The 13,199-nt window shown below is 71.6% G+C and carries 6 protein-coding genes; 1 reads left to right on the top strand and 5 read right to left on the bottom strand.

The features are described 5' to 3' along the window. Positions 1-56: 56 nt before the first annotated feature. The 4 genes from NYF13_RS18155 to NYF13_RS18140 form a co-directional block, all read right to left on the bottom strand. On the bottom strand, positions 57-1,046 hold the full coding sequence (locus NYF13_RS18155; RefSeq protein ID WP_315658286.1) for a malate dehydrogenase: 990 nt from the start codon (positions 1,044-1,046) through the stop codon (positions 57-59). A 44-nt stretch (positions 1,047-1,090) separates the two neighbouring features. Next, on the bottom strand, positions 1,091-2,581 hold the full coding sequence (locus NYF13_RS18150; protein ID WP_315658285.1) for an amidase: 1,491 nt from the start codon (positions 2,579-2,581) through the stop codon (positions 1,091-1,093). Positions 2,582-2,668: 87 nt separating this feature from the next. Continuing rightward, a complete protein-coding gene (locus NYF13_RS18145; RefSeq protein ID WP_315658284.1) occupies positions 2,669-4,759 on the bottom strand; it encodes an FUSC family protein in 2,091 nt (696 codons plus the stop codon). Further along, entirely contained in the window at positions 4,756-7,890 is a 3,135-nt protein-coding gene (locus NYF13_RS18140; protein ID WP_315658283.1) for a GH92 family glycosyl hydrolase, read from the bottom strand. Before NYF13_RS18140 ends, NYF13_RS18145 begins: the two co-directional genes overlap by 4 nt. Before the next feature lie 122 nt (positions 7,891-8,012). On the opposite strand from NYF13_RS18140, the gene NYF13_RS18135 reads away from it, so the two are divergent. Next, complete coding sequence (locus tag NYF13_RS18135; RefSeq protein ID WP_315658282.1) at positions 8,013-8,579, top strand: TIGR03086 family metal-binding protein; 567 nt, start codon at positions 8,013-8,015, stop codon at positions 8,577-8,579. Positions 8,580-8,654: 75 nt separating this feature from the next. On the opposite strand, the gene NYF13_RS18130 is transcribed toward NYF13_RS18135, so the two are convergent. Beyond that, positions 8,655-12,962, bottom strand: coding sequence for a GH92 family glycosyl hydrolase (locus tag NYF13_RS18130; RefSeq protein WP_315658280.1), 4,308 nt, complete (start codon positions 12,960-12,962; stop codon positions 8,655-8,657). Positions 12,963-13,199: the final 237 nt, after the last annotated feature.

The following is a 13,199-nucleotide window of genomic DNA, read 5'->3' as shown; positions in this document are numbered from 1 at the left end:
CGCAGGAAGGCCGCCCGGAACGGTTCCGGGCGGCCTTCCTGTGAGTGGGATCGGGCTCAGATGAGGCCGAGCTTCTTCACCGCGTCGCGCTCTTCGGCGAGCTCCGCGACGGAGGCGTCGATGCGGGTGCGGGAGAACTCGTCGATCTCCAGGCCCTGGACGATCTCGTACTTGCCGCCCTTGGCGGTGACCGGGAAGGAGGAGATGAGGCCCTCCGGGACGCCGTAGGAGCCGTCGGAGACGACGCCCGCGGAGGTCCAGTCGCCCTCGGGGGTGCCGGTGACCCAGGTGTGGACGTGGTCGATGGCGGCGGAGGCGGCGGAGGCGGCCGAGGACAGTCCGCGGGCCTCGATGATCGCCGCGCCGCGCTTGGCGACGGTGGGGATGAAGGTGTCGGCGAGCCAGGCCTGGTCGTTGACGGCCTCGACGGCGCTCTTGCCGGCGACCTCGGCGTGCGCGATCGACGGGTACTGGGTGGCGGAGTGGTTGCCCCAGATGGCGACCTTCTTGAGGTCGGTGACGGGCACGTCGAGGCGCTTCGACAGCTGCGCGAGGGCGCGGTTGTGGTCGAGGCGGGTCATCGCGGTGAAGCGGTCGGCGGGCACGTCGGGGGCGTGGGCCTGGGCGATGAGGGCGTTGGTGTTGGCCGGGTTGCCCACGACGAGCACGCGGATGTCGTCGGCCGCGCCGGCGTTGATGGCTTCGCCCTGGGGCTTGAAGATGCCGCCGTTGGCTTCGAGCAGGTCGCCGCGCTCCATGCCCTTGCTGCGCGGGCGGGCGCCCACGAGCAGGGCGATGTTGGCGCCGGAGAAGGCCTGCCGGGGGTCGTCGAAGATGTCGATGCCGGACAGGAGGCCGAAGGCGCCGTCGTCGAGTTCCATCGCGGTGCCCTCAGCCGCCTTGACCGCCTGCGGGATCTCGAGGAGCCGCAGTTTCACCGGGGTGTCCGGGCCGAGGAGCTGGCCGGACGCGATGCGGAAGAGCAGCGCGTAGCCGATCTGGCCGGCCGCACCGGTGACGGTGACGTTGACAGGGGCTTGGGTCATAGCGGGTTCTCCAGCTTGAGACGACTTTGGCTTGTACCTGGATGCTAGCCTCCCCGGCCGCGGCGGTTCGGGTGCGTCCAGTCACTGTCCGGGGCCTGGAAGCCGCCGGTCCGGGGTTCGAGCAGTTCGGCCAGCCGCAGGGGGGTGCGGTCTTCGAAGAGCGGGCCGATGAGCTGGACGCCGACCGGCAGGCCTTCGGGGGAGCGGCCCGCGGGGATGGCGGTGGCGGGCAGTCCGGGCAGGGTGGCGAGGCCGGCCCAGACGACCTGGTCGAGGTCCGGGTGGTCGGTGCCGTCGATGTCGATGCGCCGGGCCAGCAGGTCGGGGTGGTGGTCGTGGGGGAAGGCGGGGGTCGGGGTGATCGGGCAGGCCACGGCGTCGAACTCGGTGAAGAGCCGGCGCCAGCCGTGGCGGTGGAGTTCGCGGCGGTCGTTCGCGTCCAGCCAGTCGTGGTGGCTGGGCACCATGGCGCGTTGCCGTATGGCGTCGAGGGTCTGGTCGTCGGCGTCGAGGGCGGCGATGCGGGCTCGCAGCCGCTCGGGTGATTCGGTGGGGAAGCGCGCGCGGGAGCCCGCGATCAGCATTTGGGTGTAGACCCGTGCGGCGTCGGTCAGGTCGGGCAGGTGGGGGCTGTGCCAGGCGACGCGGGCGCCGCCGTCGGTCAGGGCGTCGGCTACCCGGTGCACGGCCGCGCGTACGGCGGCGCCGGTCGGCAGGAGCGGGTGTTCGTCGATGACGAGGACCCGGAAGTCCTGGAGTCGCTGGTGCCGGGCGGGTGGGAGTCGCAGGTGGTAGGCGAGGCCGAGGGTCAGCGGGTCCGGGCCGGCCAGGACGTCGAGCAGGAGGGTGAGGTCGCGGGCGGTGCGGGCCATGGGCCCGACGACGGCGAGGTCGGGTTCGGTGGGCCAGGCGGGGGTGTCCGGCGGGGTCATCCCGCGGCCGGGTACCAGCCCGAGGGTGGGTTTGTGCGCGTGGACGCCGCAGAAGTGCGCGGGGGTGCGCAGCGAGCCGGCGAGGTCGGAGCCGAGGGACAGGGCGCCGAAGCCGCACGCCAGGGCGGCGGCCGATCCGCCGGAGGAGCCGCCCGGGGTGCGGGTGTGGTCCCAGGGATTGGTGGTGGTGCCGTAGAGGTCGTTGAAGCTCTGGAGCCCTTGGAGTCCGGTCGGCACGTTGGTCTTGCCGAGCACGATCGCGCCCGCGGCCTTGAGCCGGGCCACCGGCAGCGCGTCCTCGGCCGGGCGGTGGTCGCGGTGGTGGGGCAGGCCCCAGGTGGTGGGTAGTCCGGCGATGTCGTAGGACTCCTTGACGGTCACCGGGATTCCGAGCAGTGGCCGGTCTTCGCCCCGGGCGCGGGCGTGGTCGGCTTCCTGTGCGGCGGCCCGCGCGCGGTCGAAGTCGGGTACGCAGATGGCGTTGACCACTGCGTCTTCGCGCTCGATGCGGGTGATTGCCTCGTCGGTCAGGTGCGCCGAGGTCACTTCGCCGCGACGCAGAGCGGTGGCGAGGTGTTCGGCGGAAAGGAAGCTCCACTCCATGGATCCGACGCTAGCGGGCGTCCGGGATAGCCAGGAAATTCCTTTTCGCACAACCGGAACGGCGGAGCTTTCCGATCTTGGAGCCGGCTACTGCGGTCCGGGGCTGGCCGCGTCGACGGCGAAGACCCGGCCGAGGGCGATCAGGCCTTCGTCGAGGTGGCTGAGGCTGGAGAGCACGGCGCGGGTCTCGGCGTCGTCGATGCGGTCGGCGACCGGGGTGCCGTCGTCGCGGACGAGTCTGCCCGCCGGGGTGGTGTTGGGGTGGCGGACGGCGGCGCCGATGACATCGACGTTGGCGAGGATGCGGCCGGTGAACCGGTCGAGGCGTTCGGCGACCGGGCCGTCGAGCTGGCCGGGCTGGGCGCGGGCGGCGACGTGGCGGGCGCGGAAGGCGATGCCTTCGAGGGTGGTGAGCACGTGCCAGCCGTAGTCGCGGCGGGCGCTGCGGAGGTTGATGGGGTGGGTGAGGGGTTCGATGGTCTGGCGGACCTGTTCGACGGCGCGGTCGAGGTCGCGGGACATCTCGATGATGTTGACGTTGTCGCGGCCGGAGAGCAGGCGTTCGGCGGATTCGAGGAATTCGTGCAGTTCGTCGAGCACGACGGCGATGTCCTCGAGCATCACCGAGCGGGTGCGGACGGGGACGATCACGAGCGCGGCGAGCAGCCCGGAGGCGGCGCCGACGGCGGTTTCGGCGACGCGGATCCAGAGCACTTCGATGCTGAAGGTGCCCAGCAGGCTGTAGAGCAGGCCGAGCATGCTGGTGACGAAGAACGCCATGAGGAACTGGGAGACCCGCGACATGTAGACCATGCCGAAGACGCAGACCAGGATCAGCGCCAGGATGGCGGCGGTGTCGCCGCTGACGAGCAGGGCGAGCACCACCCCGCCGACGATGCCGATCATGGTGCCGCCGGTGCGGCGGACGCCTTTGACGAACCGGGCGCCGGCGCTGGAGGTGCCGATGAAGACCACGAACACGGTGAGCACGGCCCAGTACCAGCGCTGGTGGGAGATGAGCTGTCCGGTGAGGACGGCGAGCCCGCCGCCGACCACGGCCTGGATGGCGCTGCGGGTCTGGTTGTCGTAGGCGAACGCGCGGGTGGGCTCGTGGTCTTCGGTGCCGTTTTCGTCGAGGGTGAAGTCGACGCCGGGCCCGTCGGCGGCGGCCCGCTGGGCGCGGTCGTCGGCGACGGCGAGTTCGGCGATGGCGCGGCGGACCCCGTCGCCGGGTTTGGCGGTGGCGCCGATGCGGCTGCCTTCCACGAGCAGGCGGCTGTATTCGCCGGTTTCGCTGATCAGGGGCAGTTCGCGGGGGTCGCGTTCCATCAGGGAGCGGAATTTCGCGAGCCGGGCGAGCAGGTCCTGGGCGACTCCGGCCTGGAGGCTTTCCGAGCAGGTGCGCTGCACGGTGATGGTGAGCCACTGGACGGCGAGTTCGACTTCGATGGCGCGGCGGCGGAGCTGGTCGGCTTTGCGGGCGTCGACGACGTCGGGTGCGTTGTCCTCGATCAGGAGCACGGATTCGTGGAGCCGGGCGAGCGCGGTGCGGATCTGGCGTTCGGCGCGGTCCCCGCCGGCCGCGGTGATGTGGGCTTCGGTGGCGCGGACGGCGGCGGCGACCCGGGCGCGGAAAGCGCGGCGGATGCGGATGAACTCGCTGTCGGCGTTGCGGCGCAGCAGCACGAACCGGACCAGTGCGTTGGCGGCGATGCCGATCAGCATGGCGATGAGCAGTTGCGGGACCTGTTTGAGGTGGGCCTGCAGGAACATGGGGAAGAAGAACAGGAAGAAGGTCATCGAGCCGAGCGCGGTGCCGCGGGGGCCGAAGCGCTGGATGTAGACGGCGATGAAGATCAGCAGCACGAAGATGACGCTGTCCAGCGGCGGGTACGCGGCGCCGATGCTGGCCAGGGTGATGGAGCAGGCGCCGACCAGCGCGCCGAGGCCGAGGGTGACGGCCTGGCCGCCGCTGGTCGGGTCGTTGACGGTGAACGCGCTCATCATCGCGGCGATCGCGGCGACCAGGCTGGTGGTGAGCGGGTAGTGCAGCGGCTGCAGGGCCAGGATGGCGACGATGATGCCGAGCACGGCGGAGCCGGCCAGCCGCAGCCGGATGAAGCCGGGGTCGGCGGCCGCCAGCCGGTCGAGGGCGGCGTTGCGGAGGTCGGCGATCATCGGGCGAGCAGCTCCCACTGGGCGAGGGTGACCCGGCGGTGGGTCGAGCCGGTGACGCGCAGGCGGTAGCGCGGGTACGCCGCCGGGGCGGCCAGGGTGAACGGGCGGGTCTGGCGGCGCCAGCGGAACAGTTCGCCGGTGCGTTCGTCGAGCACGGTCCAGTGGTTTCCGTCGGTGGAGCCTTCGAGGACCCAGTCGCGGGCGTCGCCGGCCCGGGCGCCGGAGGTGAGGGTGTACAGGGTGACTTCGCGGGGGGTGCCGTCGACGGAGAACTCCACGGTCGGGGTGCGGGTGGCGAAGGTGGTTTCGGTGCGGCTGGTGTCGTCGGCCAGGGCGCCGGCGGGTCCGTCTGGGCTGTGGACGGTGCCGCGCAGGTCGGTGAGCGGGGCGGGCGGGACCGCGGTGACGGGGTGGGTGCCCCAGGCGCCGGGTTCGGCGCTCACGTCGAACTCCAGCACGGCGCCGCGGGTGAGCACGGCGTGCGCGATGGTGGGTGAGTGGTGCGGGACGCCGTCGATGGTGAGGCCGCGCACGTACGGGGTGTCGGTCGTGGCTTCGGGGGCTCGGATGACCAGGTCCTTCCCGTTCTCCAGGTGCAGGGTCGCGGTCCGGAACAGGGGTGTGCCGAGCACGTACCGCGGGGTGCCGACGGCCAGCGGGTAGAGGCCGAGTGCGCAGAAGACATACCAGGCCGACATCTCGCCGTTGTCCTCGTCCCCCGGGTAGCCCTGGCCGAGTTCGCTGCCGAGGTAGAGCCGGCGCAGCACCTCGCGGACGGTGCGCTGCAGTTTCGCGGGGGCGCCGGCGTAGGCGTAGACGAACGGGATGTGGTGCGAGGGCTGGTTGGAGTGGCCGTACTGGCCCATCCGCACGTCGCGGGCTTCGGTCATCTCGTGGATGGGACGGGCGTAGGCGCCGGTTTCGCGGCCCGTTTCGGGAGTGCGGAAGAACTCGTCGAGCTTGGCTTCGAGCCCGGCGGGTCCGCCGTGGAGGGCGGCGAGGCCGGGGCCGTCGTGGGGTACGGAGAACGCGGTGTTCCAGGCGTTGGTCTCGACGAAGTCGCCGCCCCAGGCGCGCGGGTCGAAACGCTCGGGCGGGACGCGGTAGTCGCCGTCGAGGGTGCGGCCCTGGAAGAAGCCGACGCGCGGGTCGAAGTGGTGGACGTAGTGCTGGGCGCGTTGGCGCAGGTACGCGGCGTTGTCGGCGAAGCGGCGGGCGCGCGGGCCTTCGCTTTCGCGGGCGAGGGCGTCGGAGAGGTTGGCGAGGCCGAAGTCGTTGACGCAGCCCTCCAGCGCCCAGGACAGTCCTTCGCGCACCGAGGACGGGGTGTAGCCGAGGAAGGGTGAGCGGTGCAGGCCCTTGCGGCCGACCCCGGCTCGGGGCGGGGCGACGGTGGCGTTCTTGAGCGCCGCGTCGTAGGCGGATTCGACGTCGAAGTTGCGGACGCCCTTGAGGTAGGCGTCGGCGAAGGCGACGTCGGAGCTGGTGCCGGTCATCAGGTCGGCGTAGCCGGGGGAGGACCAGCGGGCGATCCAGCCGCCTTCGCGGTACTGCTGGACGAAGCCGTCGATCATCCGGCCGCAGCGTTCGGGGGTGAGCAGCGCGTACGCGGGCCAGGTGGTGCGGTAGGTGTCCCAGAACCCGTTGTTGACGTACAGCTCGCCGTCGGTGATCCGGGCGCCGGTGCGGCGGCGGGTGCTCGGGCGGTGGCCGCGGCGCACGGGGCTGGCGTGGCGGATGCCCTCGGGGGTGCGTTCGTGGGCGGTGTTCGGGTAGAGGAACAGGCGGTAGAGGCAGGAGTAGAAGGTGGTCCGCTGGTCCTCGGTGGCGCCTTCGATCTCGACCCGGCCGAGCAGTTCCTGCCAGCGTTCCCGGGCGCGGTCGCGGACCTGCTCGAAGGTGGTGCCGGCCGGGATCTCCTGCTCCAGGTTGCGCCGGGCCTGGGCGAGGCTGATCAGCGAGGTGGCGATCCGGAGGGTGACCACGGGCGCCTCGAAGCTCAGCTGCCCGGTGACGGTGCGCCACAGCGGTCGCCGGACGCGCCCGCCCGAGCGGGCCGGGGTGTCGGCCTGGGCGTAGACGAACATCCGCCGCGCCCCGGTGGACAGGCCGCTGCGCACCCAGGTGTGCCCGGTGACCACCCCGGTGTCCGGGTGCACCCGGACCCCGCCGCGGTTGCGGGCGTTGTCGAACAGCACCCAGCCGCGGCCTTCGGGGAAGGTGAACCGGAAGATCGCGGCGTGCTCGCTGGGCGCGAGGTCGGCGGTGATCCCGTCCGCGAAACGGACGCCGTAGTGGTGCGGCCGGTCGGTCTCGTCCTCGTGGGAGAAGGCCAGCGCGCGCCGGGCCGGGTGCGGCTCGACCGGTCCGGTGCCGGGCATGAGCTGGAAGGTGTGCCGGTCGCCCATCCACGGGCTCGGCTGGTGGCTGAGCGCGAACGCCTGCAGCCGCGGGAAGTTCCGCTCGTCGTTGTGCCGGTGGTAGGAGTAGAGCCAGTCCAGGGCGCGGGCGTCGGTGACCGGGGTCCAGAAGTTGAACCCGTGCGGCACGGCGGCGGCGGGGAAGGTGTTGCCGCGGGAGAACGCGCCGCTGGAGTGGGTGCCGCGGGTGGTGCGGACGTGGTCGACCGGGTCCCGTTCGGGGCGGTGGTGCTCGGCGATGCGGACGTCGTCGAGCCAGCCGTCCACGACCTGGCCGCCGGGCGGCTCGGTGACCAGCACGATCCGCCGGATCCGGCGCCCGGCGAACTGTCCGAGCGGGTGGCGGACCAGGTTCCACTGGTCGGTCAGCAGGGTCTTGCCCCGGCCCGGCGTGGCCGCGGAGAACCCGGCCGCGGTGCCGTCGCCGAATTCCAGGTCGAGGGTGACGAACGTGGCGTGGTGGGTCGGCACCGGCCGCTCGCCGACCGGGAAGACCAGGTAGGACAGGGCGCTGTGGGCGGTGACCGCGACGTCCACTTCGAACAGCACGGCCCGGCCCGCGCGCCCGTACCGCAGCGCGTGCGAGCCGGTGAACCCGACGCCGGTCTTCGCGGTCGGCGAGCGGTCCGGCCCGCGGCCCACCCGCAGCCCCGCGTCGACCGGCTGGGGTTCACCGGCTTCGAAAGAGGAGGAGAACCCGGTGCTCGTCACGCGTTCACGGTAGTGGCTCGGCCGTCCGCGGACCCGGTGGTCCGAGGCCCGCGTGGCGCCCGGGGCCGGGCGGGGTCGGGCGGGGCAGTCGTCGCACCCGGGTTTCGGGCAGGATCGGTGCCATGGACGTACTCGATCTTCACCGCCAGGCCCTGGCCGAGTTCGACCGGACCGTGCACTCGGTCGGCGCGGACCAGTGGGACAACCCCACCCCGTGCACCGAATGGACGGTGCGGGACCTGGTCAACCACCTCGTCGCCGAGCAGCGGTGGGCGCCCCACCTGCTCGGCGGGGCCACCCTCGCCGAGGTCGGCGACCGCTACGACGGCGGCGTGCTGGGCGAAGACCCGGTTCGCGCGTGGGAGGAGTCCGCGAAAGCCGCGCGCGAAGCGTGGACTCACGAAGGCACGATCGAGGGCCGGGTGCGGCTGTCGTTCGGCGAGGTCGACGCCTCCCTCTACTGCTGGCAGATGACCGGGGACCTCGCCGTGCACGCGTGGGACCTCGCGATGGGCATCGGCGCCCCGCAGCCGATCGAAGACGATCTCGCCGAGGTGCTCGTGCGGGTGGTCGGCCCCATCGTCGAGTCGTCCACGACCCCCGGCATCCTCGCCCCGCCGGTCGAGGTGCCCGCCACCGCGTCCGCACCGGACCGGCTGGTCGCGCTGATGGGCCGCGTACCTCGCTGACCGGAGAACACCGGGCCCGGAAACGATGGTGGCCCTCTCCCCGGCCGGGGAGGGAGCCACCATCGTGTCACCCGCCTACAGCTTCGCGCACTGCCCGGCGGCCGGGCCGCGGACGGTGTTCGCGAGGGTGTGGTCCGACGGCGGCGGGGTGTTGCCCGTGCAGGCCAGCGGGCCGCCCACGGTGCTGCTCGCCAGCACCGGGCCGTGGTTGCCCACCAGCGTCGCCGGTCCGCCGATGCCGGTCAGCTCGATCGACACCGCACCCGTGGTGCCGGTGATGGCCACCGGGCCCGCGATCTTCGTGCGGTTCAGCACCACCTGCGCCGCACCGGTTGCGGCCAGCGGGCCCGCGATCGAGCCGCCGCGGACCACCAGCGAAGCGCCGTTGGCCACCGTGACCGGGCCGGACACCGTCGCGCCGTCGAGGCACACCGTGCCGCTCGACACCACCAGCGGGCCCTTCTGCGCGCCCGTCAGCGTCTTCGTGCACGACGCGTCGGGACGGCCCAGCAGCTCGAACTCGGCCAGCGACGCCGTCCCGCCCGTGGTCGCGGTGACCTCCAGCCGGTAGTAGGCGTAGTGCGCCGGGTTCTTCACCGCGAACGCGCGGGTCTGCTGCCGCCACGGGAACGCCTGGCCGGTCTGCTGGTCGGCCACCGCCCAGTTCTTCCCGTCGTAGGAGCCCTTCAGCACCCAGCTCTTCGGGTCGCCGGCGCCCTTGCCCGAGGTCAGCGTGTAGTGCGTGACCGCCTCGTCCGAGGAGCCGAGCTGGTACTGCACCGCGCCGGTCACCTTCGCCTCGGTGGCGGAAGTGTTGTCCACCAGCGCCTTGGCGTCCGAACCGTCCGAAGTGGACAGGGTGCCCCGCCCCGGGCCGGTTTCGTCGTGCAGCGGCGTCGGTGCGGTGTCGCCCGTGGTGATCGACTTCGGCGCGTCGTTCGGGCCGGTGCCCCACGCCGACGGGTTCGGGCCCAGGTCGAAGTCCAGCGTGCCGCCGTGGGCCAGCAGGTCCTGCGGCAGGGACGTCGAGGTGTAGGTCTTGCCGTTGACCTTCAGGCCCTGCACGTAGACGTTCTTCGCGTTGTTCTTCGGCGCGTTGATCACCAGGTCGCCGCCGGGCAGGTGCACGGTCGCCTTGGTGAACAGCGGCGACCCGATGGCGTAGTTCGGGCTGCCCATCTGCAACGGGTAGAAGCCCAGCGCGCCGAAGACGTACCACGCGGACATCTCGCCGTTGTCCTCGTCGCCCGCGTAACCCTGGCCCAGCTCGCTGCCGGTGTAGAGCCGCGAAAGCGCCTCACGCACCTTGGCCTGCGTCTTCGACGGCTGGCCCGCGTAGTCGTACATGTAGAGCAGGTGGTGCGAAGGCTGGTTGGAGTGGCCGTACTGGCCCATCCGCACGTCGCGCGCCTCCCGCATCTCGTGGATCACCCCGCCGTAGGAGCCGGGGTAGCCCGCGGTCTCCTGATCGGCGAAGAACTGGTCCAGCTTGTCCGCCAGCTTGGCCTGGCCGCCGTAGAGGTCGGCCAGGCCCCGGCCGTCCTGCGGCACGGTGAAGGCCATGTTCCAGCCGTCGGTCTCGGTGTAGTCCCCGCCCCACACCCGCGGGTCGTAGTCGGCCTTGGACTTGGTGAACTTGCCGTTCGCGTCCTTGCCCTGGAAGAACCCGACACTGGGGTCGAACAGGTTCACGTACTGCTGCGCGCGGCTGGTGAAGTACTGGTAGTTCTCCTGGTACTCCGCCTTGCGCGGGTCGGTGGCCGGGGCCTGGTCGTACAGCTTCTTCGACAGGTTCGCGATGCCGAAGTCGTTGACGTAGCCCTCCATCGCCCACGAGAAGCCCTCACCGGTCGAGTTCGGCGTGTAGCCGAGGAAGATCGACTGGTCCAGGCCCTTGCGCCCGACCGCCGAGTTCGGCGGCGTCACGGTGGCGTTCTTCAGCGCCGCGTCGTAGGCCGACTTCACGTCGAAGTTCGTCACGCCCTTGAGGTAGGCGTCGGCGAAGGCGACGTCGGAGCTGGTGCCGGTCATCAGGTCGGCGTAACCGGGGGAGGACCAGCGCGCGATCCACCCGGCGTCGCGGTACTGCTGCACGAAGCCGTCGACCATCTTCCCGGCCATGTCCGGCGAGAGCAGCGAGTACGCCGGCCAGGTGGTGCGGTAGGTGTCCCAGAACCCGTTGTTCACATACGTCTGGCCGTCGACGACCTTCGAACCGGTCTGCGTCGCGGTGTCCGCGCCCGCCTTCGGCGACACGGGGCTGGCGTACTTGTACACCGGCTTGTCGGCGGTGCCGGTGTTCTCGAATCCCTCGTTCGGGTAGAGGAACAGCCGGTAGAGGTTCGAGTACAGCGTCTCCAGCTGGTCCTTCGACGCGCCCTGCACCTCGATCACGCCGAGCTGCTTGTCCCAGGCCCGCTGCGCGGAGTCGCGCGCGGCGTCGAACGACACGCCCGGCCCGGCCTCCATCGCCAGGTTCTTCTTCGCCTGCTCCACGCTCAGCAGCGAGGTCGCGATCCGCATCGTCACGGTCTTGTCCGCGCCGGCGGCGAACCGCAGGTACCCGGTGACGTTGTCCCGGCCCTGCCCGGTCAGCTTCGCCCCGGCGGTCACCGGCTTGTCGAAGGTGGCGTAGACGAACATCCGCCCCGCCCCCGCCGAAAGACCGCTCTTGGCGTCGGTGTACCCGCTCAGGGTGCCCGCGGCCGGGTCGAGGGTGAGGCCGCCGGAGTTGGTGACGTTGTCGAAGATCAGGCTGGAGTCGGCGCCGGGGAAGGAGAACCGCATGACCGCCGCGTGGTCGGTCGGCGCGATCTCGGTCTTGATCCCGTTCTGGAACGTCACCCCGTAGTAGTGCGCCCGCGCGATCTCGTCGTCGTGCTTGAACGCCAGCGCCCGCGCGTCGCGGTTGGCGTCCGGCACCCCGGCCGCCGCCGAGGGCATCACCTGGAAGCTCTGCCGGTCACCCATCCACGGGCTCGGCTCGTGGCTCACGCTGAACGCCTGCAGCGCCGGGAGGTTGTCGCTGTTGTTCTGCGAGTGGTAGTTGTACAGCCAGCTCGCCGAACCGGCGTCGGTCACCGGCGTCCAGAAGTTGAAGCCGTGCGGCACCGCGGTGGCCGGGAAGTTGTTGCCCCGTGAGAACGTGCTGTTCGCGAGCGTCCCGCGGGTGGTCAGCACGTTGTCGCTCGGGCGGGTGCTGGCCGGCGGCGTCGGCGTGGCCGAGACCTTCACGTCGTCCAGCCAGCCCTGGAACGTGCCCGGTCCGTTCGGGTTGTCGTAGCCCACCAGGATCCGGGCGATGGTCTTGCCCTGGGCGACCGTCCCGATCGCCGAGCGCACCAGGTTCCACTGGTTGGCGTAGAGCACCTTGCTCGCGCCCTGCCCCTGCGGTGAGAGCGGGAACCCGTACTGGTCCTTCGCACCGAGCGAGCTGAGGTAGGTGCCGTCGGTGAAGGCCAGGTCGATCGCGACGTTCGTGCTCGGGTACTTCAGGTCCCCGGTGACGAACTGCGGCTGCACCTTGTACGACAGCTCGGTGGAAGGCACCACCGGGATGTTCACGTCGAACACCTTGTTGTAGGACCACCCGTGCCCGGCGACGGTCTGGCTGCCGGAGTAGCGGAACGCCTTCTTGCCGGTGAAGCCCACCCGGTTCTTGTTCGTGTACCCGCCGGTCGGCCCGGAGTCGACGAAGCTGCGCATGTTCGGCAGCGGCGGCGGGGCCGGGTCGTCGTTGGCCAGCAGCAGCTCCGAGAGCTGCAGCGCGGTGTCCCCGTGGTCACGGGTGACGTCGAGCCGGTAGTACTTGAACGCCTTGCTCGCCGCCGCCAGCTTGTAGTCCTTCTGCTGCAGCCGGTTCGGGAAGCTCTGCCCGGACTGGCGGTCCAGGTCGGTCCACGCCTGGGCGTCGTCGGAGCCCTGCAGCGTCCAGTCCTGCGGGTCGCGGCCGGGGAAGTCGTTGGCCGAGCTGATCGCGTAGTGCGTGATCGAAGTCGGCTCCGACAGCGTGACCTGCGCCCACGCCGCCGGGTCCCACGACAGCCACTTGGTGTCGGTGGTGCCGTCGACCAGGTTGGCCGCGACCTCGCCGCCGTCGGTGTTCTCACTGCTCGCGGTCACCTCGGTGACCTTGCCGCGGATGTCACCCGGGATCGCGGTGCCGTTCGCCCCGTTCACCCCGGACGTGCGCGGCTGGCCGGCCGCGTCGGTGTCCACGGTGTCCTGCCACGTCGGTTGCGGGTCGCTCGGCTCGAACGACGAGGAGAAGTCGGGTGGGGCGGCCGTCTCGGCGGTGGCCGCGGTGACCGGCAGGGCGGCCAGTCCGGCCGCCGCCACCACCGCGACCAGCACGGCGTGGACGGGTCTGGCGCTTCGGGGCATCGTTGCTCCCAGCTCGTCGGGACGTTCTGCACACGCCCGCGCACAGGGGACATCACGGCGGGGGCGCGGCTAGCGAAACCCGGGGCTGACATCGATGTCAAGACCCGGCGGACAACCTGGCCCGAAACAGACAACGCCGGAGGTGACCCGGCTCCGGCGTCCGGCCGCGCCGGATGCCGTTTCGGCAGCATGGCCGCGCCCGGGCCGGACACCCGCCCGGCGCCCCGGTATAAGGGA

It is taken from the genome of Amycolatopsis sp. PS_44_ISF1, from assembly GCF_032335455.1.
Classification (GTDB): Bacteria; Actinomycetota; Actinomycetes; order Mycobacteriales; family Pseudonocardiaceae; genus Amycolatopsis.
The sequence above is the reverse complement of the archived record's forward strand: the minus strand, read 5'-3'. Positions and strand labels throughout refer to the sequence as shown.